Raw genomic sequence first — 24,476 nt, 5'->3', positions numbered from 1 at the left:
CTCCTTAGCCCCAAAGCTGAGCGATTGAGCGTTTGAACTGACGCGCCGCTTCCACCGGAGACGCCGCATCACGAATGCTGCGACCGGCAATAAAGACGTGAATCGGAATGCCCTTGAACAGCGGCAGATCTTCCAGTGCCAGACCGCCGGTAACGGTGACTTTAAAGCCCATATCCGCCAGACGTTTGATCGCGCTGATATCCGCTTCGCCCCACGCCACCCCTGCGGCCTGCGCGTCGCGGCTGCGGTGATACACCACCTGTTGTATACCCGCATCACGCCACTCCTGGGCCTGTTCCCAGGTCCAGAAACCGGTCAGCTCAATCTGCACGTCGCCGTTAAACTCTTTTGCCACGTCCAGCGCGCCTTTGGCAGTGTTGATATCCGCACAGCAAATGACGGTGACCCAGTCGGCGTTGGCTTCGAAGCACATGCGGGAGAGGATTTTGCCTGCGTCGGCTATTTTGGCATCTGCCAGCACGATTTTGTGCGGATAAAGCGCCTTCAGGTCGCGAACGGCGCGAACGCCCTCGCCCACGCAGAGAATGGTACCCACTTCGATGATATCGACTTCTTCCGCAATCAGACGGGTCGTTTCATAAGCGTGGGACAAGGTCTGGTTATCAAGCGCAACCTGCAACATGGGTAATGACATTTTCAATTCCTCTTAAACAGCCGCCGCTGTGGCGTTATCAATTAAATCCAGCACGTCCTGCTCGGTACGGCAGGCGCGTAAACGGTCGAAATTGGCTTCGTCATCAAACAGATTGACGATCTGCATGATGCCCACCTCCTGGTGGGTGTTAGCGTCAACAGCGGCCATGGTGATCAGGATGTCGACCGGGTCGTTATCTTCGTGGTTAAACACCAGCGGCGTTTTCAGCGTCACCAGCGCGAAGCCGGTTTTCTTGACGCCCTCTTCCGGGCGGCCATGCGGCATCGCCAGGCCCGGCGCAATCACAAAATAGGGGCCATGCTGCGCCACGCCATCCAGAATGGCCTGGTAGTAACGCGGCTCGACAACGTCAGCCTTAACCAGCAGATCCACGCTCAGCTTTACCGCTTCCTGCCAGGTGCTGGCCTCAGCCTGTAAAAGGATGGAGTTATTCTCTGCCAGCGAATCACGTAGTTTCATATGGCGTCCTTACTTCACGTCTTGTGGGAAGTGCTCTTTAATCACTTCCAGCAGTTTTGGTCCGAAATCCGCAGGCGACAGCATGTTGCGCACGCCCACCACGTATTTATTACCCGACACACTGATTTCGCCGGCGATATGAGTAGAGGCGATGATGATGTCCGCGCCGTTCAGCTCACTTTTGTATTCACCCACTGCGCAGCTGTTCACCGTGTGGTCGATGTTGGACTGGGTTAAAAACTGGTCCACTTTCATCTTCATGATCATGGAGCTGCCTTGCCCATTACCACACACAGCCAGGATACGTACGGTCATAATCGAAACTCCTTAATGAGCAGAGACTTCTGCTGTTTGTTTTTCCGCGTCTTCTTCTGCTCGCAGCGAACGGCCAGCGAAGAACATATAAGCCAGAGCAATCAGGATGATGATGGCCATAAAGACCAGCCCGATGGAGGCAAAGCCCTGCATCATCGGCGGTGCCAGAATTGACCAGTCCGCCATGCCCATCCAGGCGCTCATACCGGTGAGCTTGACCGCCCACACGCAGCCGAAGATTTCCACCATGCCCATCACCAGGCAGATTTTGAGCGCCGCACGCCAGCCGCCGAAGTGGTTAGCGAATACGCCGATGGTGGCGTTGGAGAAGAACATCGGGATAAAGCCTGGAATAATCAGGATTGAGGAGCCGCAGCCGACCAGAATGCCCACCGCAATCAGCTGGCCGATAGTGCCCCACATAAAGCCCCAGACCACCGCGTTTGGCGCAAAGCTATAGATAGCGGCGCAGTCGATGGCCAGTACCGCGCCAGGGATCAGGCGCTGGGAGATACCGTTGAACGCTTCCGACAGTTCGGCGACGAACATACGTACGCCCTGAGTGATGATGAAGATCGCCACCGCGAAGGAGAAACCGGTCTGCAGGATGTAAACCGTCCAGTGGGTTTTGCCTGCCATCGCCTGCACCACGTCAATACCGAAGGAGAGCAGAATGGCCCCGAAGAAGATGGTCATGACAATTGCGGTCGAAACGATGTTGTCGTGGAAGATATTCAGCCAGCCAGGCAGCTTGAGGTCTTCAACGCTCTCTTCTTTTTTGCCCAGGTATGGCGCAACTTTATAGGCAATCCAGGAAGCAAACTGCTGCTGATGGCCGATGGAGAAACCGCAGCCGTCCGTCACTTCCTGAGTCGGCTTGTACATCATGTTGGAGGTGATACCCCAGTAGAGCGAGACCAGCACCGCGGTGCAGATAATCGTGGTCCACATTGGGTAACCGAAGATATAGAGAGAAACCGCGATCAGCCCCGCCTGCTGGAACATGATGTGCCCGGTGAGCATGATGGTGCGAATGCCGGTAATACGGCGCAGGAGAACGTAGATGATGTTCAGCGCCAGGGCGAGCAGCACTGCATACCCCACCCAGCTATAGGCATCACCCATGCGCTCGATGGTCGCCATCATTGAGGCGTAAGTGTCAGAAATCGCACCGTTGATGCCATACACTTCGGACATTTTGGCGACGACCGGCTTAAAGGTGCTGGTCAGAATGCCAGACCCCGCCTGTAACAGCATGAAGCCGATAATGGTTTTGATGGTGCCTTTAATAATCACGCTGACGCTTTTGCGCAGCAGGATATAGCCCAGACACGTCACGATACCCAGCAGCAGCGGGGCGTTGGTCATTACCTGATTAAAGAACACGGTAAAGACGTTGTAGAGGATCTCCATAACTCTCTCCAGAAATGAGAACACGAGGGGTAATCCCTGTGCGGTTGGTGTCATCACTCTATTAATCACAAATAATCACCACAAGATTGCATTTGATTATTTGTGACGTATCACGCAATTTATTTCCATGCAGTTAATAATGATTTTCACTACCGCATCATTGAAACTAATTAATCCTTATAATTCATCAGATTAATGAGTTATGCGTACTACTTTAACAAGTAAGAAGCGGAGAATCTGTGAAGTTGAACGGATAAAAATCCGCATTTTTACCATTGCAAAGCGCGTCAAATGGTGCCAGCATTAATCACAACAAATCACCATGTGATTACTTTTGATTAAACCAGGAGTCAAAAACGATGAGTAAAGTGAACACCATCACCCGTGAGTCATGGATTCTGAGCACCTTCCCGGAATGGGGCAGCTGGCTGAATGAAGAGATCGAGCAGGAACAGGTTGCTCCTGGTACCTTTGCGATGTGGTGGCTGGGCTGCACCGGTATCTGGCTGAAATCAGAAGGCGGCGCCAATATCTGCGTCGATTTCTGGTGCGGCACCGGCAAGCAGAGCCACGGCAACCCGCTGATGAAAAAGGGCCACCAGATGCAGCGCATGGCGGGCGTGGAAAAACTGCAGCCGAACCTGCGTACCACGCCGTTTGTGCTCGATCCGTTTGCCATTCGCCAGATCGACGCCGTGCTCTCCACTCACGATCACAACGATCATATCGATGTGAACGTGGCGGCAGCGGTGATGCAAAACTGTGCTGACGATGTGCCGTTTATCGGGCCGCAGACCTGCGTGGATCTCTGGATTGGCTGGGGCGTGCCGAAAGAGCGCTGCATCGTGATGAAGCCTGGCGACGTGGTGAAAATTAAAGATATTGAAATCCATGCGCTGGATGCCTTTGACCGTACAGCACTGATTACCCTGCCTGCCGATCAGAAAGCCGCGGGTGTACTGCCGGACGGTATGGATGAGCGCGCGGTTAACTATCTGTTTAAAACCCCTGGCGGCTCCCTGTACCACAGCGGCGACTCTCACTACTCTAACTACTACGCGAAGCACGGTAACGAGCACCAGATCGACGTGGCGCTGGGCTCCTACGGTGAGAACCCGCGCGGCATTACCGACAAAATGACCAGCGCCGACATGCTGCGCATGGCGGAAGCGCTGAATACCAAAGTGGTGATTCCGTTCCACCACGATATCTGGTCAAACTTCCAGGCCGATCCGCAGGAAATCCGCGTGCTGTGGGAGATGAAGAAAGACCGCCTGAAGTATGGCTTCAAGCCGTTCATCTGGCAGGTCGGCGGCAAGTTCACCTGGCCGCTGGACAAAGATAATCTTGAATATCACTACCCACGTGGTTTCGATGATTGCTTCACCATTGAGCCAGACCTGCCGTTCAAGTCCTTCCTCTGATTGTGCAGCCACATCGCCAGACTTGATGTCTGGCGATGTCATATTTCTTTTAGTAATTTCACGCTATTTCAAATATCATCTTTTCAAATCAATTCTTATCGGAATAGCTCATGACGGAAGCGCAACGGCATCAAATTCTCCTGGAACTCCTGGCGCAAACCGGGTTTATCACCGTCGAGAAAGTGATCGAACGTTTAGGGATCTCCCCGGCAACGGCGCGGCGGGATATCAACAAGCTGGATGAAAGCGGCAAGCTGAAAAAGGTCCGCAACGGCGCGGAAGCGATCAGCCAGCAGCGCCCTCGCTGGACGCCAATGAATATTCATCAGGCGCAAAATCATGATGAAAAAGTGCGGATTGCCAGAGCCGCGTCGCAGCTGGTGAATCCCGGTGAGAGCGTCGTGATCAACTGCGGCTCCACGGCATTTCTGCTGGGCCGTGAAATGTGCGGCAAGCCGGTGCAAATCATCACCAACTACTTACCGCTCGCTAACTATCTGATCGACCAGGAGCATGAGAGCGTGGTGATCATGGGCGGGCAGTACAACAAAAGCCAGTCCATCACCCTTAGCCCTCAGGACAGCGAAAACAGTCTCTATGCCGGGCACTGGATGTTTACCAGCGGCAAAGGCCTGACGGCAGATGGCCTGTATAAAACCGATATGCTGACCGCGATGGCGGAACAAAACATGCTCAACGTTGTGGGCAAGCTCGTTGTGCTGGTCGACAGCAGCAAAGTGGGCGAGCGCGCTGGCATGCTGTTCAGCCGTGCCGAGCAGATCGACATGGTGATCACCGGCAAAGGCGCCAACCCTGAGATCCTCCAGAAGCTGGAAGATCAGGGCGTAAAAGTGCTGCGCGTTTAAAGGTGCTGGCGGAAAAACGCCACCGTAGCGTCCAGCGCCGTGGGCGTGATGCGGTGGCGGACGCCCGCTTCCCACAGACAGGTGAGATTACCGTCCAGGCCTGCATTCATTAACGCCTGCTGTAGTCGGAAGGTTCCCTCAGGCGGGACCACATCATCCGCGTCGCCGTGCCACAGCAGCAGCGGGCGATCCGCCAGGCGCGGCAATGCCCGGGTCACGTCCCACTCTTCGAGCGTCGCGGTGATTTCCGCTAAATCCTGAGGGGGAAAGAGCGTCTTCGCCAGCGACGTAAAATAGCCCGAGCCCATCAGGCAGGCGACCGACTTCACTTCCGGATGATGCGTCATAATCCCCAGCGCCGTCATACCGCCCATCGACGCTCCGGCCACGGCCAGACGATTCTCTGCCACCAGCCCTGCCTCATAAAGCGCATCGCGCAACCCGGCAAACTCGGTCAGGCTCCCGTGCAGAATGTGCCAGAACTGCCCAAGACGCGCCTGTTCGTTACCCATAAAGCGGGCGCCGTGGTCAGGCGCATCCGGCATCACCACGCGAAAACCCGCCTGCGCCAGCGCAACCGCAAAATAACTGTAAACCAGCTTCGATGAGGTAAACCCGTGATAAAAAACCACAACAGGCAGCGGTTTATCACGTTTACCCGCTGGCATAGCGTGTAAAATTTCATGGTCGCCGAGCTGGCGTATTTCAATTTCAATCATTGTCGACCCTGTACGAATGTATGATTCATAATGTTGAGAACTGGGTTACGCTTTCACATCATTTTCATTCGAAATATACGTCCCAGATAACACTTCGGGAACATTCCCCCAAAACTAAATTCACAGACAACTACACTATGGCTATCAGGAAACGAGATATGGTTATGCGCAGGTTTGCTGCTTTAGTGCTGGTGTTTCTGCTCAGTGGCTGTAGCGCGCTGCAGGGAACGCCGCAACCCGCTCCACCGGTCGCCGATCATCCACAGGAGATTCGTCGTAATCAGACGGAAGGATTACAACGAATGGGCACCGTCTCCGCGCTGGTTCGCGGCTCCCCGGATGACGCAGAAGCGGCCATCAAAGCACAAGCCGTCGCCGCCAAAGCAGATTATTACGTCATCATTATGATCGACGAAACCATCATAACGGGACAGTGGTATTCACAGGCCATTTTGTACCGTAAATAATGGTTTTCCTTTGAACGAGATTTACACTGCTTTGCGTCCATAGACATTTTCCTGTCCACAATAAACTCCATGCCCGCGTCAATGGAAGGGAGTTTATTCGCGAAGGATTGCCCGGCGGATACCGGAGATATGTGAAATGGAGCTGACGATGAAACGAACTCTTGCTTTGACCTCTCTGTTGCTCTCAGCAGGCCTGGTGAGCACCACTGCGCAGTCAGCAGAATTCGCCAGTGCTGACTGTGTAACTGGCCTGAATGAAATTGGCCAGATCTCCGTGAATAATATCTCGGGGAGCCCGCAAGACGTTGAACGCGTTGTGGCATTAAAGGCCGATGAGCAGGGTGCTTCATGGTATCGCATCATCCAGATGCAGGAAGATAACCATATCGACCACTGGCGGGTACAGGCCATTCTCTACGTGTAATATTCCTCCTGATAAAAGCCACTTATTTTTAGTGGCTTTTCGCTTTTGCAAATTTTTTATCTAATCAAAAACCAATCAATAACAACAAAATAACATTTTGTTACATTAATTCAGTAAACGTAATCCCCGCTCTGCCGTTGAAGAACCATACCTTTTCAATGATGAGCAATTTATGATCAACGTTTTTCGTCGTGCAGGCCTGGGGGCGAAGCTGTCGCTGCTTACGGGCGTCAGTGTCGCCACGCTGTTTCTGCTTTTCACTTTTCTGCTCAGTCAAAAAGCCAGCCAGCAGCTTGAAGCCCTTGCGGTAGAAGACCTGCATAATCAGTCCACCGGCATGGTCGACATGGTGCAGATGTTTAACACCAGCCTGAGTGAAGAGGTTGAGAGTTATACCCGGCTGTTTACTACCTTTTTACCGCAGCCCCTGAATAGTGATCCTTCCCAACCCCAGACGATCAACGGGCTCAGCGTCCCGCTTCTGAAAGGCGGCGACACCGGGCTACATGAAAATAACACCCTGTCGGACGACTTCCTGAACCGTACGGGAGCCATCTCGACGCTGTTTGTACGCAGCGGAAACGACTTTGTTCGCGTAGCGACCTCCCTGCGCAAAGAGAATGGCGAGCGGGCAATGGGCACCGTGCTGGATACTTCCAGTCCGGCCTTTGCCGCCGTCAACAAAGGTGAAGTCTACCGCGGCCTGGCGCTGCTGTTTGGCAAACGCTACATCACCCAGTATCAGCCCGTAAAAAACGCCGAAGGACAGGTCATTGCGATCGTCTTTGTCGGGGTGGACATCACTCACTCCTGGAACGTCATGCGCGAGAAAATTCTCAACCGCCGCCTGGGTGAGAGCGGTCACTTCTTCGTGCTGGATCGCAGCAACGGCAAAACGCGCGGGCAATACCTGTTCCATGCCGGTGAAGAGGGACAGCTGCCGAAGTGGGACGACGCGACGCAGCAGCAGCTTCTGGGTGACAAGCCCGGCACGCTGGAACGCGTAAGCGACGACGGCCGCACGCTGAAAATGGCGTATACCCCGCTGCCAGGCTGGAACTGGACTATTGTCGGCGAAGTGGATAAATCGGTGCTGCTCTCAAGCGTTACCGCCATGCGCGATCGTTTCCTGCTGGCCGGCGTGGTCTTATCTATCCTGTTTGCTGGTCTGTTCGTGGTCATTATTCGCCGCGTGCTGACCCGACCGCTGCGCAATGTGATCCATCTTGCCCGGCAATATGCCGCAGGGGATCTCCGTTCCAGCCTGCCCGTGACGCGCCAGGACGAAGTCGGCCAGCTGATTGACGCCATCAACGGCATCGGCGGCGGCCTGCAAAAAATTGTCCTGCAGGTCCGCGAGGCCGCAGGCGAGATCCATTTGGGCACCAACGCGCTGGCCGCCGATACCGGCGAGATTTCTGAGCAGATCAACAAGCAGGCCAGCAGCGTGGAAGAGACCTCCGCCAGCATGGAGCAGCTGGCCGCCACCGTGCAGCAAAATGCCGCCAACATGGAGCAAACGCAGCAGCTGGTGGGTGAAACCTCGCTCGCGGTGCATCAGGGCGGTGAGACGGTCACCCACGCGGTGTCGACGATGGACGACATTCGCGAAGCGTCAAAACGCATCGAAGACATCACGCGCGTGATTGAGTCTATCGCTTTCCAGACCAATATCCTGGCGCTGAATGCGGCAGTGGAAGCGGCCCGCGCGGGCGAGCATGGGAAAGGGTTTGCGGTGGTCGCGCAGGAAGTTCGCGCCCTGGCAGGACGCAGCGCTAACGCGGTGAAGGAGATTGAACAGCTGATTGGCGATACGCTCAGGAAAGTGAGTGAGGGCCATGCGCTGTCTGAAAAGACGCGCCTGGCGATGGATGACATCATCATTCATATCGATAACATCAGCCAGCTGGTCACCGAGATTAACCATGCTTCACGCGAGCAGTCCGCCGGGATTGGCCAGGTGAATCTCGCCATGACCCACATTGGCGAAGCGTCGCATATTAATGCCGATCGTATCTCACGCAGCGAACAAACGGCTCAAACGCTGCGTGAGAAGGGATCACATCTGGCCCAGCTGGTAAGTCTGTTCCAGCTAAAAGACTAACCGACTCTGCCCGTCGCACGCAGCAGCAGGTCATTTTGCACCTTCTCGCTCATCAGCGTGCCGCCACGGGTATCCAGCATCATGCGGCACCATGCCTGCGCCACCGGGGGCGATGCGTGCCGCAGCATTTCGCTCCCGGCACCCAGCAGGAAAAGCTGCTGCGCAATTTCCCGCCCCTGCGCCTCCTGCGGTTTACGCAGTTTTTGCTGAAGCTGTCGCCAGCTGCGGTCGAAGTGTCTGTCCTGCCCTTTGACCTGTGCAAACTCATCGGCAAGCAGATCGTGAATACCCGGCTGCTTCGCCAGCACGCGCAGCACGTCCAGGCACATGATGTTGCCGGACCCTTCCCAGATGCTGTTCACCGGCATCTCGCGATACAGGCGGGGAAGTTCGCTCTCCTCGCAGTACCCGACGCCGCCCAGCACCTCCATCGCTTCAGCCACAAACGGGATGCCCGCTTTGCACACGCTAAATTTCGCGGCCGGGGTAAACAGCCGCGCCCATGCCGCCTCCTGCGGATCCGCGCGTTTATCCCACGCCCGCGCCAGGCGGAACAGCAGCGCCGTTTGCCCCTCCAGCACCAGCGCCATCCGGCTTAGCACTTCGCGCATGAGCGGCTGATCGATAAGATTTTTGCCGAAGGTCTGCCGCTGATGCGCATGGTACAGCGCCACGGACAACGCACGGCGCATCAGTCCATGGCTGCCCAGCGCGCAGTCAAAGCGCGTCAGACCGCCCATTTTGAGGATCTGCCGTACCCCTTCGCCCTCTTCCCCCAGCAGCCAGCCGGAGGCATCGAGAAACTCCACCTCGCTGCTGGCGTTGGAACGGTTCCCGAGCTTGTCCTTAAGGCGCTCCAGCCGGACGGCGTTGCGCTGTCCATCAGGCAAAAAGCGCGGCACAAAAAAGCAGGACAACCCGCCCTTCGCCTGCGCCAGCACGAGATGTGCATCGCTTTGCGGGACGGAGAAAAACCATTTATGTCCCACTAGCCGGTAACTGCCGTCGCCGCATTTTTCCGCTTTGGTGGTGTTGCTCAGCACGTCCGAGCCGCCCTGCTTTTCCGTCATCCCCATACCGATCAGCAGGCCGCGCTTTTGCGCGCCAGGCGCAAGATGCGGATCGTAGCGATCGCTGAGTAGCGGCGTCAGCCAGTCGTGAAATATTTTGGGAAGCGCCTGCTGCAGAAGCGGCGTGGCGGCAAACGTCATGGTGACCGGGCAAAGCGTGCCCGCTTCCACCTGAGCATGAAGCACAAAGCGTGCGGCCCGCGCGACAAACGACCCTTTACGCGCCTCCTCTTCCCATGCCAGGTTATGTACCCGATTGGCACACAGCCCCTGCATCAGCAGGTGCCATGCCGGGTGAAAGCGGACGTCATCCAGTCGCTCTCCGGTGGCGTCATAGCGAAGCAACTCCGGCGGATTTACGTTCGCCAGCCTGCCCAGCTCCAGCGACTCTGCGGTGCCTAACTGCTGCCCGATGCTGGCGAGCAGCTCAATATCCCACTCGGCACCCTCGCGCGAAACTGCATCACGCAGCGCGCAGTCCGAGAGAAAAAGGTTGCTGTTAGAGAGTGGTGCGGGTTGATTGAAAACGGTATGGGTCTGCCAGTGCATACTGTCTCCCTCCTTCAGTGGCAATGACGATAAGTATGGACAGACCGCGCATACGCTGCATGGGAGGGGAGTCACACGTTCACGATCCCGCTGATATCATTCGTGAAATAGCTCACAGAACATAAGAATAAACTATTTCATGACTTCGCTTTTGTTGAATAATTTATTCTTACCCTTTTCAGTGAGGATCGTTATGCAACCGGATGCGCACAAGCGAGCATTAATTGCCGGCTCCATTGGTAACTTTATCGAGTGGTATGAGTTTGCGGTCTACGGTTTTCTGGCGACCGTCATTGCGAAGAACTTCTTCCAGCTTGAAGGGGAAGCTGGGCTTACCAGCCTGATCCTCACCTACGCCTCATTCGCCATCGCCTTCTTCTTCCGTCCGCTGGGTGCGGTGGTGTTTGGACGCATCGGCGACCGAATTGGCCGTAAGCCGACGCTCATTATTGTGCTGGTGCTCATGACGCTCGCTACAGCCGCCATCGGCATTGTGCCGGTCTACGCCAGTATCGGGATTGCCGCACCGCTGATCGTTACGCTGCTGCGCATCCTGCAGGGACTGTTCGCGGGCGGCGAGTATGGCGGTGCGGTCTCGCTGATGACGGAGTTCGCTCCGCGCGGCAAGCGTGGCCTGTACGGCGCGTGGCAGTCCTTTACTGTGGCGCTGGGGCTGTTAGCGGGTGCAGGCATCGTGGCGCTGCTCTCTGCCCTCCTCACGCCTGAGGCCCTGCACGACTGGGGCTGGCGCATTCCTTTCTTCCTGGCGCTGCCCATGGGCGTCGTTGCGCTGTGGCTTCGTGTCAGTATGGAAGAGACACCCAGCTTTGTGCAGCAGCAGGACAAACCGGCTGTCGCTCAGGCGGATATTGCCGCCACGCTCCGGGCCATCGTGATGGGGATTGGCCGCGTGATGGTCTGGTCTGCAGCGGGGTATACCTACCTGGTGATTATGCCGACCTATCTGCAGTCGGCGCTACACACCGGGTTTAACCAGGCGCTGCTGATCGCGGTGATTTCGAACGTTGGGTTTGCGCTGACCATCATTCCGTCGGGGATCCTGAGCGATAGGATCGGGCGTCGCACGGTGATGATTATCGCCACCGCGCTGCTGCTGATCCTCGCCCTGCCGCTGCTGAAACTTCTGCAGGCGGAGTCCAGCACGCTGGCGGTGAAAGCGATAGTGGTATTGATTGCGGGCGGTCTGGTGGGCATGCTGGCAGGGCCGGGTCCGGCGATGCTCTCTGAGATGTTCCCGACGCGCGTACGCTATACCGGGCTGGGGCTGGCCTACTCGTTATCGAACGCGATTTTCTCAGGCTGTGCGGGGTTAATTATTACCGGGCTGATTAAGCAGACGGGTAACCTGGATATTCCGGCGTACTACGTGATGGCAACGGCGGTGGTGAGTATTTTCGCGCTGATGACGCTGAGGAAGGATGACCATTTACGGTCGTTAGAGGAGTGAGGTTAATGCCCGGTGGCGCTACGCTTACCGGGCCTACGGTACCGTGCCTTTGTAGGCCGGGTAAGGCGAAGCCGCCACCCGGCACAACAGGCTACCCTCGCTGACGCACCGCTTCAAACAGGCAAATACCCGTCGCAACAGACACGTTCAGGGAGGATACGCTGCCTGCCATCGGGATGCTGATTAGCTCGTCGCAGTGCTCGCGGGTCAGACGACGCATGCCTTCACCTTCCGCCCCCATCACCAGCGCCAGACGGCCGGTCATTTTGCTCTGGTACAGTGTATGATCCGCTTCACCGGCGGTACCGACGATCCAGATGTTCTCTTCCTGCAGTAGACGCATGGTGCGCGCCAGGTTGGTCACGCGGATCAGCGGAACGTTTTCCGCCGCGCCGCAGGCCACTTTCTTCGCCGTCGCGTTCAGCTGCGCGGAGCGATCTTTCGGCACGATCACCGCATGCACGCCCGCCGCATCCGCGCTGCGCAGACACGCGCCGAGGTTGTGCGGATCGGTAACGCCATCGAGGATCAGGAAGAATGGATTCTCCAGCCCAGCGATAAGATCCGGCAGATCGTTTTCCTGATACTGACGGCCCGGCTTCACGCGGGCAATAATGCCCTGGTGCACCGCCCCGTCACTTTTTTCATCCAGGAACTGGCGGTTCGCCAGCTGGATCACCACGCCCTGTGCTTCCAGAGCGTGGATCAGCGGCATCAGACGTTTGTCTTCACGCCCTTTCAGAATAAACACTTCCTGAAAACGCTCCGGTGCGCGCTCGAGAAGGGCCTGCACCGCGTGGATGCCGTAAATCATTTCACTCATTGATGGTTCTCGTAATAAGTATTTCCCCTCTCCCGGTTGGGGAGAGGGTCAGGGTGAGGGGAGAATTTACTCCGCCTGCTTTTTCTTAGCCGCGCGCTTCGCTTTGGTGGCGGCCGCTATTTTCTGTGTCTTCGCGGAAGGTTTCTTCGCTGAACGGGCTTCTTTCTTCGCCGCCTTCGGCTTCTGCTTCTTCTCGCCGCGGAACGCGCTGTCCGGCTCGAAGTTCACCTTCTTACCGGCCTGACGGCGCTTGCCGCTCGTTTTGCCATTTCCGCCTTTTTTCGCTCTTTCGCGCTCGGTTTTACCGACGTTACGCGGGGCGCGCTCGCTGGAGATCAGGCTGAAGTCGATTTTACGGTCGTCCATATTCACGGCCTCAACCTTCACTTCCACGCGGTCACCCAGACGATAGGTCTGGCCGCCAGATTCGCCGATCAGACGCTGGCCGACCTGGTCGAAGCGGTAGTAGTCGTTATCCAGGCTGGAGACGTGCACCAGACCGTCGATAAACAGCTCATCCAGACGAACGAAGAAGCCAAAGCCGGTCACGCTGGCAATCACGCCTTTGAAGACGTTGCCGACCTGGTCCAGCATAAAGTCACACTTCAGCCAGTCCGCCACGTCGCGGGTGGCTTCATCGGCACGGCGTTCGGTCATGGAGCAGTGCTGACCCAGCTGCAGCATCTCTTCCATCGAATAGTGGTAGCCACCGGTTTCGGTGGTGTTCCCTTTATGTCCCTGCTCCTGCGCCAGCAGATACTTGATTGCACGGTGCAGAGAGAGGTCAGGGTAACGACGAATCGGCGACGTAAAGTGGGCGTAAGACTGCAGCGCCAGGCCGAAGTGACCGCGGTTTTCCGGATCGTAAATCGCCTGCTTCATTGAGCGCAGCAGCATTGTCTGCAGCATTTCTGCATCAGGACGATCGCTAATGGATTCCAGCAGCTCGGCGTAATCGCGCGGCTCTGGCTTGTTGCCGCCCGGCAGCTCCAGGCCCAGTTCGGCCAGCACGGAGCGGAACGCGGTGATGGCTTCCGTCGACGGTTTATCGTGAATACGGAACAGCGCCGGTTCTTTGGCTTTCTCAACGAAGCGTGCCGCCGAGATGTTCGCCAGAATCATACACTCTTCGATCAGCTTGTGCGCATCGTTACGCTGGGTCTGTTCGATACGCTCAATGCGGCGCTCAGCGTTGAAGATAAACTTCGCTTCTTCGCTCTCAAAAGAGATCCCACCGCGCTCTTCGCGCGCCTGATCCAGCGTTTTGTAGAGGTTATGCAGCTCTTCGATGTGTTTGACCAGCGGCGCGTACTGTTCGCGCAGATCCTGGTCGCCCTGCAGCATATGCCAGACCTTGGTATAGGTCAGACGCGCATGCGAACTCATCACCGCTTCGTAGAACTTGTAGCCGGTTAAGCGCCCTTTGTTGGAGATGGTCATCTCGCACACCATACAGAGGCGGTCAACCTGCGGGTTCAGGGAACACAGGCCGTTAGAGAGCACTTCCGGCAGCATCGGTACAACCTGCGACGGGAAGTAGACCGAGGTACCGCGGCTGCGCGCTTCGTTATCCAGCGGGGTGTGCGGACGAACATAGTAGCTTACGTCTGCAATCGCTACCCACAGACGCCAGCCGCCGCCGCGTTTTTTCTCGCAGTAGACGGCGTCATCAAAGTCACGGGCGTCTTCACCGTCGATCGTGACCAGCGGCAGGGAGCGGAGATCCACGCGGCCCGCTTTGGATTCTTCCGGCACTTCTTCACGCAGGCTTTCGATCTGCTCTTCAACCGCTTTCGGCCAGATGTACGGAATTTCGTGGGTGCGCAGCGCCATATCAACGGCCATGCCGGTGCCCATATTATCGCCCAGCACTTCGACGATTTTACCTACCGCTTTGGTGCGACGGGTTGGGCGCTGGGTGAGTTCCACCACCACTACAAAGCCCATGCGGGCACCCATCACCTCTTCAGGTGGGATCAGAATATCGAAGCTCAGACGGCTGTCGTCCGGCACCACGAACCCCACGCCCGCGTCGGTAAAGTAGCGGCCGACAATCTGGCTGGTTTTTGGCACCAGCACGCGCACGACGCGCGCTTCGCGGCGGCCTTTACGGTCGGCGCCCAGCGGCTGCGCCAGAATTTGGTCGCCGTGGATGCACATTTTCATCTGTTCAGATGAGAGATACAGATCGTCTTTACGGCCTTCTACGCGCAGGAAGCCGAAGCCATCGCGGTGACCAATGACGGTCCCTTTCAGCAGATCGAGGCGTTCTGGCAGCGCGTAGCACTGGCGGCGGGTAAAGACCAGTTGCCCGTCACGCTCCATCGCGCGCAGGCGGCGGCGAAGGGCTTCAATTTGCTCTTCACCTTCAATGTTTAATTCAACAGCAAGTTCTTCACGATTGGCGGGTTTTTCGCGTTTTGTTAAGTGTTCAATGATGAACTCGCGGCTGGGGATAGGATTCGCGTATTTTTCGGCTTCGCGTTCCTGGAAAGGATCGTGTGACATGTCGGTTCCTCCGTTGTCAGCTCCGGTGGAAATTTTCTTCATTCCACCAGCAATAATTTATAAAGCGGTTGATTCTCTTCAACCAAATCGGCCAGCGTGTAGTTATCCAGTTCCATGAGAAAACTTTGCACGGCCTTAGAAAGCGCCTGTTTCAGGCGGCAAGCGGGCGTGATGTGGCAGAACTCGCTGCTGCAGTTCACCAGAGAGAGCGGCTCCAGTTCACGTACCACATCGCCAACACGAATACTCTGTGCCGGTTTACCAAGACGGATCCCACCATTCTTCCCGCGGACGGCAGCAACGTATCCGGCACGACTAAGTTGATTGATTATTTTGACCATATGATTACGGGATACGCCGTAGACCTCTGTGACTTCAGAGATACTGGTCATTTTCCCATCGGGTAACGACGCCATGTAGATCAGCGCGCGTAAGCCGTAATCGGTGAAACTTGTTAACTGCACATCAACCTCAGGAAAAAGGGAAATCGCGGACAAACCGCAGAGATATTCATTAATGATGATAAACCAGCCAGATAGTTAGCGGCTAATTTATTTGACAGACGGGGCGAAAAAGCGGAGATCCAGGAGCGGTCGCCGGATGGCGCTACGCTTATCCGGCCTACGGGTCTCCCCGCAGGCCAGCAGTCACGAAGATTATGCGTCGAACGGGTCGCGCAGGATCATCGTTTCAGTACGATCCGGGCCGGTAGAAATAATATCGATCGGCACTTCGGTCAGTTCTTCAATACGCTTGATGTAATCCAGCGCCGCCTGCGGCAGGCCGCTACGCTCTTTCACACCGAAAGTGGTCTCAGACCAGCCCGGCATGGTTTCGTAGATTGGCTCAATGCCTTCCCAGTCGTCAGCAGCCAGCGGAGTGGTGGTCACTTCGCGGCCATCTGGCATACGGTAGCCTACGCAGATTTTCACTTCTTTCAGGCCGTCCAGTACGTCCAGCTTGGTCAGGCAGAAGCCAGACAGGGAGTTGATCTGCACTGCACGACGCACGGCAACCGCATCCAGCCAGCCGGTACGACGACGACGACCGGTGGTCGCGCCAAACTCGTTACCCTGCTTGCACAGGAACTCGCCGGTTTCATCAAACAGTTCGGTCGGGAATGGACCCGCACCCACGCGAGTGGAGTACGCTTTGATGATACCCAGAACGTAATCCACATAACGTGGACCCAGGCCAGAGCCGGTCGCCACGCCACCTGCGGTGGTGTTAGAGGAGGTGACGTACGGATAGGTACCGTGGTCGATGTCCAGCAGCGTACCCTGCGCACCTTCGAACATGACGAAATCGCCACGCTTGCGCGCCTGGTCCAGCAGATCGGATACATCAACAACCATACCGGTCAGAATGTCTGCAATCGCCATGACGTCATCCAGCACTTTCTGGTAGTCAACAGCGTCAGCTTTGTAGAAGTTCACCAGCTGGAAGTTGTGATATTCCATCACTTCTTTCAGCTTTTCAGCGAAGGTCGCTTTGTCGAAGAGGTCGCCCACGCGCAGACCGCGACGTGCAACTTTATCTTCGTAAGCCGGGCCGATACCACGACCGGTGGTGCCGATCGCTTTCGCGCCACGCGCTTTTTCACGCGCAACGTCCAGCGCCACGTGATAATCCAGGATCAGCGGGCAGGCTTCGGAGAGCAGCAGACGCTCACGAACAGGGATACCACGGTCTTCCAGACCTTTCATCTCTTTCATCAGCGCCGCTGGAGACAGCACAACGCCGTTACCGATGATGCTGGTGACGTTTTCGCGAAGAATGCCTGATGGAATAAGATGGAGGACGGTTTTTTCACCGTTGATTACGAGAGTATGGCCTGCGTTGTGACCGCCCTGGTAGCGCACAACATATTTAGCCCGTTCAGTCAGAAGATCAACAATCTTCCCTTTACCTTCGTCACCCCATTGGGTGCCCAGTACGACGACGTTGTTACCCATTTTTTTCAAAATCACCGTTTGCTTAAAAATGGATTCTACCATCGCTTTTTCAGATATACAGCACTTTTTGACCTCAAAATACGCCGATTGCGCCTACTTTTTGATCAGCCAATCGTTTTCCTCAACATGTAGTAGATCACGATGCCCGCAACCACAAGACCGCCGCCAAAACGACGTAAAATATTATCCGGCAGTTGGCTCATGGTGGCGATCATTCGACGCCAGGCGCGTGGATAGAGCATCGGTCCCAGACCTTCCAGCACCAGGACCAGGGCCAGCGCGAGCCAGATCGTTGAATTCATTTTTTTTCCTTATAAAAGAAAACCACCGCTCCATGGGGAGCGGTGGTTTGAATACTCAAACGAGCCTGAGTTTATCGCGTTGCGTTAGTCGGCGTCTTCATATAACGGAAGAAATCGCTGTCCGGGCTGAGCACCATCACATCCTGGTTGCTCTGGAAGCTATTCTCGTAAGCACGCAGGCTACGGATAAAGGCATAGAAGTCAGGATCCTGGCTGAAGGCATCAGCAAAGAGTTTCGCGGCTTCCGCATCACCTTCACCGCGCAGGATACGGCCCTGGCGCTCAGATTCCGCCAGCGTCTTGGCCACTTCGTAGTCCGCAGCAGCACGCAGCTTCTCCGCCTCTTCCTGGCCCTGTGAACGGTGACGACGGGCGACCGCTTCACGCTCGGCGCGCATACGGTTGTAAATCGCCTCGGACACTTCCACCGGCAGGTTGATCTGCTTGATACGCACGTCCACCACTTCGATACCCAGCGCAGCCATACTGTTCGGGTTGATCACCGGCACTTTACCGTTGGTTTCTGCCTGAACGCGTTCAGCCGCTTTGGCAATTGCATCGTCAGCTGCTGGCGTTGAAACTTCATCTTCAGTGCCCGCGGTGCCGGAGTTCAGCGCATCGCGAACTTCCAGGGTCAGACGCCCACGGGAGTCGGTCACGATGTCTTTCACATCCAGACGACCAATCTCGGAACGCAGACGGTCAGAGAACTTACGTTTCAGCAGCACTTCCGCCTGAGAAACGTCACCGCCGCCCGTTGCCAGGAAGTAACGGCTGAAATCACTGATGCGCCATTTGATATAGGAATCAACGATCAGGTCTTTCTTCTCTTTGGTCACGAAACGGTCGGCCTGGTTATCCATGGTCTGGATACGCGCATCCAGCGTTTTCACAGACTGAATGAACGGCACCTTGAAGTGCAGGCCCGGTTCGTAAATGACCGGACGTTTGTCGCCATCACGCACGACGCTGCTGAACTGGAACTTGATCCCACGCTCGCCCTCTTTCACCACAAAGATCGAGGTATAAAGCACGACCAGTACGATGACGATGATCGCAATAACTGACTTACGCATCCTTATTCCCCCTGACGCTGGTAGTCGTTACGCTGCGCGTTAGCACGGCGTTGGTCCATAATGTCACCATCGTTCGAAGAAGGCGTTGTGTTCGTGCTGGCGCTGCCCGTTGAGGATGGCGGCAGACGCAGCAGGTTGTTCGCACCGCTGTTATCTTTTGCTGCCGGAGCAGAACCGCCTTTCAGCATCTGATCCAGCGGCAGCACCATCAGGTTTCCGCCTTTACTGTCGTTAACCAACACTTTGCGGGTGTGGCTCAGCACTTTTTCCATGGTCTCGATATAGAGACGCTCACGGGTAATTTCCGGCGCCGCTTTATATTCAGGCAGGATCTTCGCAAAGCGAGCCACTTCACCCTGTGCTTCCAGGATGGTCTGGGTCTTATACGCACGCGCTTCTTCCAGAATACGCTGCGCCTGACCGTTAGCACGCGGCTGAACTTCGTTGGTATAGGCTTCTGCTTCACGAATGTACTGCTGTTCGTTTTCACGTGCAGCAATCGCATCGTCAAAGGCCGCTTTTACCTCTTCCGGCGGACGGGCAGCCTGGAAGTTGACGTCCAGCAGGGTAATACCCATGTTGTACGGACGAATGGTCTCTTCCAGCTCACGCTGGGTATCGCTACGAATAACGGTACGACCTTCGGTCAGAATGCGGTCCATGGTGTATTTACCGATCACACCACGCAGGGCGCTGTCGGTCGCCTGACGCAGGCTGTCATCGGCACTGGTCACGCTAAACAGATAACGCTCAGGATCGGTTACGCGGTACTGCACGTTCATCTCAACGCGCACGACGTTTTCGTCAGAGGTCAGCATCACGCCAGAGGCGGCCAGTTCACGGACGGATTCCACGTTGACCGCAGTCACGTCGTCAATGAAGGTCGGTTTCCAGTTCAGGCCCGGCTCAACCAGATGGCTGAACTTACCGAAGCGGGTCACCACACCGCGTTCCGCTTCTTTAATGGTGTAGAACCCGGTAGCAGCCCAGATGATTACCACTGCAGCGGCAACGATACCCACTACGCGGCCACCCATTTGCGGGCGCGGCCCCTGGGTGGAATTTCCACCTGAGCCAGAACCTTTACCTCCGCCAAGACCACCAAGCTTTTTGCTCAGCTTGCGGAAGATATCATCCAGATCCGGCGGCCCCTGCTCGCGACCACCTTTGTTGCCATTTCCCCCAGAGTTGCCGCCTTGATTATTGCTGCTTCCCCACGGGTCGCGGTCCTGTCCGTTATTACCGGGCTGATTCCACGCCATGTATATGCTCCATATTTGTTATGCAAGGGCGAATTATTCAGGCATCCCCTTTCTGATCAGACGATATAGTCGACCAGCGCAGGTTCTTGTTTACAGAGGCGACGCCAGTCAACGATCGGCATACGCACCTGCATCCCCACGCTGCCGTCATCCTCCATCCACTCTTTTTCTATCGCCTGAAGCTGATAAAACCGGCTGCGCAGCCTGCCTTCCTGTGGCGGCAGTCGCAGCGTGTGCTGAGCTACCTCACCGGAAAGACGTTCTGTCAAAGCCTGGAAAAGCAGTGGCACACCAATACCGGTCTGGGCAGAAAGCCAGACCCGAATCGGTTTGTTCTCTTCATCTCTGTCGATACGCGGTTCGAAATCGTCCAGCATATCGATCTTGTTCATGACCAACAGCGTGGGAATTTCGTGGGCGTCGATCTCTTCGAGCACCACGTTTACCGCGTCGATGTTCTCCTGCACGCGCACGTCTGCCGCATCAATCACGTGCAGGAGCAGCGTCGCCTGTCGCGTCTCCTGCAGGGTGGCCTTGAATGCCGCCACCAGGTCATGCGGCAGGTGACGGATAAACCCTACGGTATCCGCCAGCACCGTTTCACCGACGTCTGCGACGTCAATACGGCGCAGCGTAGGGTCCAGGGTCGCAAACAGCTGGTCTGCGGCATAAACCTGGGCCTCGGTTATCTGGTTAAACAGGGTGGATTTACCGGCGTTGGTATACCCCACCAGCGACACCGTCGGGATGTCGGCTTTCGTTCGTGCCCGACGCCCCTGCTCACGCTGTTTCTCAACCCTTTCCAGACGTGAGAGGATCTGGGTAATTCGGCCACGCAGCAAACGACGGTCGGTTTCGAGCTGGGTTTCACCCGGGCCGCGCAAACCAATCCCGCCTTTTTGTCTTTCAAGGTGGGTCCAGCCACGCACCAGACGCGTTGCCAGATGGCGCAGCTGCGCCAGCTCAACCTGCAGTTTCCCTTCGTGGGTACGTGCACGCTGAGCAAAAATGTCTAAAATCAATCCCGTGCGATCGATAACACGGCATTCGCAGAGAGCTTCCAGGTTGCGCTCCTGGGCTGGAGACAGCGCATGATCAAACAACACGACTGACGCGCCGGTTGCTTTTACGGCATCCGCAATTTCGACTGCTTTACCTTCACCAACAAAATACTTTGGGTGCGGCGCTTTACGGCTACCGGTAATCACCTGCATTGCTTCGACACCGGCGGAAGAGACCAGAGATTCAAACTCCTGGAGGTCTTCCATATCTTTGTCTTGCGAAAAATAGATGTGTACCAGCACCGCCTGCTCACCGGCATCATAACGGTCAAACAAGCGTAAACCTCTCTAAAAAGATCAGCGGGGAACGCAGGATCCCTGGCTCCCCGTGTGGATAACAGTGCGAAACCTTATTCGGTCTCGTCGCTGTCCTGCGCTGGCGTTGAAGAACCCTGCGCGTTGCTGCCATGATGGTAGTTACTACCTGTGCCGCCGCCAGCGTTATTGCTGTGATGAGATACCGGACGGGACGGAACAACAGTAGAAATAGCGTGCTTGTAGACCATCTGACTGACCGTGTTTTTCAACAGAATCACGAACTGATCGAAAGACTCAATCTGACCTTGCAGCTTAATACCATTCACCAAATAAATAGAAACTGGAACACGTTCCCGACGCAATGCGTTCAGGAACGGATCTTGTAAAGATTGCCCCTTAGCCATTCTATCTTTTCCTTATATGCTTGTTTTGTACTTAGAACCTTGCGATTCTGAAAAATTGCGCACGATACGTCTCAATTGTACACATTCAGTGAGCGATATCACCAACAACCTCAATCACGTCGTTTAACGCCTGTTGTGGTTTTTCACTGTCTAACCAGTGAACCCCTTCCCAACCGCGCAACCAGGTGATCTGGCGCTTCGCTAACTGTCTCGTGGCGCAAACACCTCGATAAACCATTTCATCGTATGAAATCTCACCTTCAAGATACGACCACATCTGGCGGTATCCCACACAACGAATGGAAGGCATGTCCGTATGCAAATCTCCACGGGCAAATAACGCCCGCACTTCTGCTTCAAAATCTGAAGCTAACATCTGATGAAAACGCTGCTCAATTCGCTGATGGAGCAGTTCACGGCTCGCCGGGGCGATGGCGAACTGATGCACCTGATACGGCAGAGCGTCTCCTGACGTTTGCGTCAGTTCCGTTAAAGTTTTACCCGAAATGAAAAAAACTTCCAGTGCCCGGGAAAGCCTTTGCGGATCATTTGGATGGATCCGTGCTGCGGCAACCGGATCAATCTCCGCCAGTTGCTGATGCAAAACGTCCCAACCCTGCTCTGCCGCCTGCTGCTCAATTTTCGCTCTTACTTCCGGGTCCGCGGATGGCAGAGGTGATAACCCCTCCAGCAGCGCCTTGAAGTAGAGCATGGTTCCGCCAACCAACAGCGGTATACGCCCCGCCGCCGTTATCTCGGCCATCTCGGCTAAGGCATCCCGGCGAAAATCCGCTGCGGAGTAAGCCTGAGCCGGGTCGAGTATATCCAGCAAACGGTGCGGTGCCGCACGCAGCTCTTCTGCGTCAGGCTTCGCCGTGCCGATGTCCATCCCCCGGTAAATGAGGGCGGAGTCGACGCTAATCAACTCTACAGGCAAAACTTTACGCAACTCAATGGCGAGCGCCGTTTTGCCGGAGGCCGTTGGGCCCATTAAAAAAATTGCCTTAGGCAGGCTCGCCTTACTTACATCAATCATGTTTCAGGGCGTTCATCGCCGTTTGTAAATCAACAGGTTGTAATAATCCACCCGGCGGCGTTTTCACCAGATGCGGACAGAGGCGTTCCACCTCCGCCAGCACGCTAATGGCCTGTGCCATGCTCCACGGCGTGTGTTCGCTTGCCAGATGACGGGCGATCCACTGCGCGGTGTTAGCGGCATCAAACGCTGTTTGCTGCGCCAGGTAGCCTATCAGTTCAGGAATCAAGTTTTGTAAATTTTGTTGGCGTAAGGGTAAAGGCACTGCACGAATTGTCACATGTTGCGGTTCGAGCACAGTTTCAATCCCCATCTGCGCCAGCTGCGCCTCGGCGCGCTGTAATACCCTTGTTTCATCAGGGGATATTTTCAGGCGAACCGGAATTAATAGCGGCTGCGCACAGGCGGCATTTTCGCCCGGCGTGAGCTGCACCTGTTTGAGCCAGCGTTCGGCCACCGGCAGTGCCAGAAGCATCAATTTACCGTCACGCTCCAGCAGCGCCATATCCGGCGCGATGATCGTCAGCACACGACCAAAACTCTGGCTGTGGCCGTCCAGAGAAGGCTGAGGCGCCGGAATGGATGTTTTACGCTCCACGGCCGGCGTTTCCAGCAGTTTGCGGTACAACGCGCCCTGCTGCTTTTGATAGCCGGGTTGGGCATTCGGGTAGTTAGCACCCGTTGGACGCGGTGCGCCCCCGGCGGAGGAAAAGCGCGGCGCTTCCGGTTCACGCGCGACGGCGGGCTCCGCAAAATGGTTGCGGCCCGCCGCGACGCGGTTTTCCGGGATTGGGCGTGGCGCCGGTTCTGCGTGTTCCAGCGGCAACGACGTTTCCACCTGCTGCTGCAGCACGCTCAGCACGCCCTGATAGATAAAATCATGCACCAGTCGCGACTGGTGGAACCGCACTTCGTGCTTGGCAGGATGGACGTTCACATCCACCTGATGCGGGTCGATGTCCAGATAAAGCACGAAAGCAGGCTGCTGATCGGCCCCGAGCTTGTCTTCACAGGCCTGGCGAATGGCGTGATTGATGAGACGGTCGCGCATCATGCGGCCGTTGACGTAGCAATACTGGATCTCCGCAAACGCAGCGCTGCTCGCGTTCGGATCGGCTACCCAGCCGCGCAGCGCCAGATCGCCGTGCTGCCACTCAATGGCCAGCGCCTGTTCCAGAAACGGGGTCCCGCAAATGGCGCCCAGCCGTCGCTCTTTCTGTCCACCTTCCGCCACCGCGCGATACTGGCGCATCACCTTGCCGTTGTGGCTGAGGTTGATGGTGACATCGAAACGCGCCAGCGCGATACGGCGGATGATCTCGTCGATGTGTCCGAATTCGGTCTTCTCGGTACGCATGAACTTGCGTCGGGCGGGGGTGTTGTAGAAGAGATCTAATACTTCAAGCGTCGTGCCGACAGGGTGCGCCGCGGGTTTGACCGTTACATCCATATCGCGCCCTTCGGCGTACGCCTGCCAGGCTTCCTGCTGTTCGGCGGTACGGGAGGTCAGCGTTAAGCGCGAAACCGAGCTGATACTGGCCAGCGCTTCACCGCGAAAGCCGAGGCTAATAATCGCCTCCAGGTCATCCAGAGAAGCAATTTTACTGGTGGCGTGACGGGCCAACGCCAGCGCCAGCTCCTCTTTTTTTATGCCACAGCCGTTATCACGAATGCGGATAAGCTTCGCGCCACCGCGCTCGATATCAATATCAATACGGGTCGCGCCCGCATCAAGGCTGTTTTCCACCAGCTCCTTCACGACCGACGCAGGACGTTCCACCACCTCACCGGCGGCGATTTGGTTCGCAAGCTGCGGCGGCAGAACCTGAATCGGCAT

Annotated in this window: 23 protein-coding genes; 6 read left to right on the top strand and 17 right to left on the bottom strand. The window is 56.2% G+C overall.

The window, feature by feature from the left end:
* Positions 1–4 precede the first annotated feature (4 nt).
* The 4 genes from ulaD to ulaA are packed head-to-tail and all read right to left on the bottom strand — an operon-like array spanning position 5 to position 2,863.
* Entirely contained in the window at positions 5–655 is a 651-nt protein-coding gene (ulaD, locus tag BFG58_RS15315; protein ID WP_008502901.1) for a 3-keto-L-gulonate-6-phosphate decarboxylase UlaD, read from the bottom strand.
* 12 nt (positions 656–667) lie between these two features.
* Positions 668–1,135, bottom strand: a complete 468-nt coding sequence (gene ulaC, locus BFG58_RS15310) for a PTS ascorbate transporter subunit IIA (RefSeq protein WP_024907321.1) — start codon at positions 1,133–1,135, stop codon at positions 668–670.
* A 9-nt stretch (positions 1,136–1,144) separates the two neighbouring features.
* Entirely contained in the window at positions 1,145–1,450 is a 306-nt protein-coding gene (ulaB, locus tag BFG58_RS15305; RefSeq protein ID WP_003856022.1) for a PTS ascorbate transporter subunit IIB, read from the bottom strand.
* 12 nt (positions 1,451–1,462) lie between these two features.
* Entirely contained in the window at positions 1,463–2,863 is a 1,401-nt protein-coding gene (gene ulaA, locus BFG58_RS15300) for a PTS ascorbate transporter subunit IIC (protein ID WP_032675818.1), read from the bottom strand.
* A 359-nt stretch (positions 2,864–3,222) separates the two neighbouring features.
* Here ulaA and ulaG point away from each other — a divergent pair, with 359 nt between their 5' ends.
* Both ulaG and ulaR read left to right on the top strand, forming a co-directional pair.
* Entirely contained in the window at positions 3,223–4,287 is a 1,065-nt protein-coding gene (gene ulaG, locus BFG58_RS15295; RefSeq protein ID WP_010427455.1) for an L-ascorbate 6-phosphate lactonase, read from the top strand.
* 110 nt (positions 4,288–4,397) lie between these two features.
* Complete coding sequence (gene ulaR / locus BFG58_RS15290; protein ID WP_045907973.1) at positions 4,398–5,153, top strand: HTH-type transcriptional regulator UlaR; 756 nt, start codon at positions 4,398–4,400, stop codon at positions 5,151–5,153.
* Here ulaR and yjfP read toward each other — a convergent pair.
* Positions 5,150–5,872 (bottom strand): esterase, encoded by a 723-nt coding sequence (yjfP, locus tag BFG58_RS15285; protein WP_045907972.1) that lies wholly within the window; start codon positions 5,870–5,872, stop codon positions 5,150–5,152. The two genes, ulaR and yjfP, sit on opposite strands and share 4 nt — an antisense overlap.
* A gap of 137 nt (positions 5,873–6,009) precedes the next feature.
* Between yjfP and bsmA the strand changes: the two genes are divergently transcribed.
* The 3 genes from bsmA to BFG58_RS15270 all read left to right on the top strand — a co-directional run bounded on the left by bsmA (position 6,010) and on the right by BFG58_RS15270 (position 8,867).
* Positions 6,010–6,339, top strand: a complete 330-nt coding sequence (gene bsmA / locus BFG58_RS15280; RefSeq protein WP_072052249.1) for a biofilm peroxide resistance protein BsmA — start codon at positions 6,010–6,012, stop codon at positions 6,337–6,339.
* A 148-nt stretch (positions 6,340–6,487) separates the two neighbouring features.
* A complete protein-coding gene (yjfN, locus tag BFG58_RS15275; RefSeq protein WP_008502907.1) occupies positions 6,488–6,763 on the top strand; it encodes a DUF1471 family protease activator YjfN in 276 nt (91 codons plus the stop codon).
* A gap of 172 nt (positions 6,764–6,935) precedes the next feature.
* Positions 6,936–8,867, top strand: a complete 1,932-nt coding sequence (locus BFG58_RS15270) for a methyl-accepting chemotaxis protein (protein WP_069720064.1) — start codon at positions 6,936–6,938, stop codon at positions 8,865–8,867.
* On the opposite strand, the gene BFG58_RS15265 is transcribed toward BFG58_RS15270, so the two are convergent.
* Positions 8,864–10,486: an isovaleryl-CoA dehydrogenase gene (locus tag BFG58_RS15265; protein ID WP_069720063.1), complete on the bottom strand. Its 1,623-nt coding sequence runs from the start codon at positions 10,484–10,486 to the stop codon at positions 8,864–8,866. The genes BFG58_RS15270 and BFG58_RS15265 overlap by 4 nt on opposite strands.
* A gap of 193 nt (positions 10,487–10,679) precedes the next feature.
* On the opposite strand from BFG58_RS15265, the gene BFG58_RS15260 reads away from it, so the two are divergent.
* A complete protein-coding gene (locus BFG58_RS15260; RefSeq protein ID WP_069720062.1) occupies positions 10,680–11,954 on the top strand; it encodes an MFS transporter in 1,275 nt (424 codons plus the stop codon).
* A gap of 91 nt (positions 11,955–12,045) precedes the next feature.
* On the opposite strand, the gene rlmB is transcribed toward BFG58_RS15260, so the two are convergent.
* From rlmB to mutL, 11 genes are all read right to left on the bottom strand, one after another.
* Positions 12,046–12,777: a 23S rRNA (guanosine(2251)-2'-O)-methyltransferase RlmB gene (gene rlmB / locus BFG58_RS15255; RefSeq protein WP_063622710.1), complete on the bottom strand. Its 732-nt coding sequence runs from the start codon at positions 12,775–12,777 to the stop codon at positions 12,046–12,048.
* A gap of 66 nt (positions 12,778–12,843) precedes the next feature.
* Positions 12,844–15,285, bottom strand: a complete 2,442-nt coding sequence (gene rnr, locus BFG58_RS15250; RefSeq protein WP_069720061.1) for a ribonuclease R — start codon at positions 15,283–15,285, stop codon at positions 12,844–12,846.
* A gap of 38 nt (positions 15,286–15,323) precedes the next feature.
* Entirely contained in the window at positions 15,324–15,749 is a 426-nt protein-coding gene (gene nsrR / locus BFG58_RS15245; protein WP_010427492.1) for a nitric oxide-sensing transcriptional repressor NsrR, read from the bottom strand.
* 192 nt (positions 15,750–15,941) lie between these two features.
* On the bottom strand, positions 15,942–17,240 hold the full coding sequence (locus tag BFG58_RS15240) for an adenylosuccinate synthase (protein ID WP_006178975.1): 1,299 nt from the start codon (positions 17,238–17,240) through the stop codon (positions 15,942–15,944).
* Positions 17,241–17,344: 104 nt separating this feature from the next.
* Complete coding sequence (locus tag BFG58_RS15235) at positions 17,345–17,542, bottom strand: DUF2065 domain-containing protein (protein ID WP_003855996.1); 198 nt, start codon at positions 17,540–17,542, stop codon at positions 17,345–17,347.
* 71 nt (positions 17,543–17,613) lie between these two features.
* On the bottom strand, positions 17,614–18,618 hold the full coding sequence (hflC, locus tag BFG58_RS15230) for a protease modulator HflC (protein WP_008502916.1): 1,005 nt from the start codon (positions 18,616–18,618) through the stop codon (positions 17,614–17,616).
* Positions 18,619–18,620: 2 nt separating this feature from the next.
* Positions 18,621–19,880: an FtsH protease activity modulator HflK gene (hflK, locus tag BFG58_RS15225; protein ID WP_045907965.1), complete on the bottom strand. Its 1,260-nt coding sequence runs from the start codon at positions 19,878–19,880 to the stop codon at positions 18,621–18,623.
* Positions 19,881–19,936: 56 nt separating this feature from the next.
* Positions 19,937–21,217, bottom strand: coding sequence for a ribosome rescue GTPase HflX (gene hflX / locus BFG58_RS15220; RefSeq protein WP_023310136.1), 1,281 nt, complete (start codon positions 21,215–21,217; stop codon positions 19,937–19,939).
* Positions 21,218–21,291: 74 nt separating this feature from the next.
* Positions 21,292–21,603: an RNA chaperone Hfq gene (gene hfq, locus BFG58_RS15215; RefSeq protein WP_008502919.1), complete on the bottom strand. Its 312-nt coding sequence runs from the start codon at positions 21,601–21,603 to the stop codon at positions 21,292–21,294.
* Between the two features lie 85 nt (positions 21,604–21,688).
* The gene (gene miaA / locus BFG58_RS15210; RefSeq protein ID WP_047073328.1) at positions 21,689–22,639 is read right to left on the bottom strand and encodes a tRNA (adenosine(37)-N6)-dimethylallyltransferase MiaA; all 951 of its coding nucleotides are present in this window, start codon (positions 22,637–22,639) and stop codon (positions 21,689–21,691) included.
* Positions 22,632–24,476 carry a DNA mismatch repair endonuclease MutL gene (gene mutL / locus BFG58_RS15205; RefSeq protein ID WP_069720060.1) on the bottom strand — a complete coding sequence of 615 codons (1,845 nt, stop codon included), beginning with the start codon at positions 24,474–24,476 and terminating at the stop codon, positions 22,632–22,634. Before mutL ends, miaA begins: the two co-directional genes overlap by 8 nt.

Source organism: Enterobacter sp. ku-bf2 (assembly GCF_001742765.1).
Lineage (GTDB): Bacteria > Pseudomonadota > Gammaproteobacteria > Enterobacterales > Enterobacteriaceae > Enterobacter > Enterobacter quasiroggenkampii.
Note: the sequence above shows the minus strand (reverse complement) of the source record. Positions and strands in the feature narration are given on the sequence as shown.

Coding starts and splice junctions, on each gene's coding strand:
- ulaD (WP_008502901.1), bottom strand. CDS start 655: ATGTCATTACCCATGTTGCAGGTTGCGCTTGATAACCAGACCTTGTCC.
- ulaC (WP_024907321.1), bottom strand. CDS start 1,135: ATGAAACTACGTGATTCGCTGGCAGAGAATAACTCCATCCTTTTACAG.
- ulaB (WP_003856022.1), bottom strand. CDS start 1,450: ATGACCGTACGTATCCTGGCTGTGTGTGGTAATGGGCAAGGCAGCTCC.
- ulaA (WP_032675818.1), bottom strand. CDS start 2,863: ATGGAGATCCTCTACAACGTCTTTACCGTGTTCTTTAATCAGGTAATG.
- ulaG (WP_010427455.1), top strand. CDS start 3,223: ATGAGTAAAGTGAACACCATCACCCGTGAGTCATGGATTCTGAGCACC.
- ulaR (WP_045907973.1), top strand. CDS start 4,398: ATGACGGAAGCGCAACGGCATCAAATTCTCCTGGAACTCCTGGCGCAA.
- yjfP (WP_045907972.1), bottom strand. CDS start 5,872: ATGATTGAAATTGAAATACGCCAGCTCGGCGACCATGAAATTTTACAC.
- bsmA (WP_072052249.1), top strand. CDS start 6,010: ATGGCTATCAGGAAACGAGATATGGTTATGCGCAGGTTTGCTGCTTTA.
- yjfN (WP_008502907.1), top strand. CDS start 6,488: ATGAAACGAACTCTTGCTTTGACCTCTCTGTTGCTCTCAGCAGGCCTG.
- BFG58_RS15270 (WP_069720064.1), top strand. CDS start 6,936: ATGATCAACGTTTTTCGTCGTGCAGGCCTGGGGGCGAAGCTGTCGCTG.
- BFG58_RS15265 (WP_069720063.1), bottom strand. CDS start 10,486: ATGCACTGGCAGACCCATACCGTTTTCAATCAACCCGCACCACTCTCT.
- BFG58_RS15260 (WP_069720062.1), top strand. CDS start 10,680: ATGCAACCGGATGCGCACAAGCGAGCATTAATTGCCGGCTCCATTGGT.
- rlmB (WP_063622710.1), bottom strand. CDS start 12,777: ATGAGTGAAATGATTTACGGCATCCACGCGGTGCAGGCCCTTCTCGAG.
- rnr (WP_069720061.1), bottom strand. CDS start 15,285: ATGTCACACGATCCTTTCCAGGAACGCGAAGCCGAAAAATACGCGAAT.
- BFG58_RS15240 (WP_006178975.1), bottom strand. CDS start 17,240: ATGGGTAACAACGTCGTCGTACTGGGCACCCAATGGGGTGACGAAGGT.
- BFG58_RS15235 (WP_003855996.1), bottom strand. CDS start 17,542: ATGAATTCAACGATCTGGCTCGCGCTGGCCCTGGTCCTGGTGCTGGAA.
- hflC (WP_008502916.1), bottom strand. CDS start 18,618: ATGCGTAAGTCAGTTATTGCGATCATCGTCATCGTACTGGTCGTGCTT.
- hflK (WP_045907965.1), bottom strand. CDS start 19,880: ATGGCGTGGAATCAGCCCGGTAATAACGGACAGGACCGCGACCCGTGG.
- hfq (WP_008502919.1), bottom strand. CDS start 21,603: ATGGCTAAGGGGCAATCTTTACAAGATCCGTTCCTGAACGCATTGCGT.
- miaA (WP_047073328.1), bottom strand. CDS start 22,639: ATGATTGATGTAAGTAAGGCGAGCCTGCCTAAGGCAATTTTTTTAATG.
- mutL (WP_069720060.1), bottom strand. CDS start 24,476: ATGCCGATTCAGGTTCTGCCGCCGCAGCTTGCGAACCAAATCGCCGCC.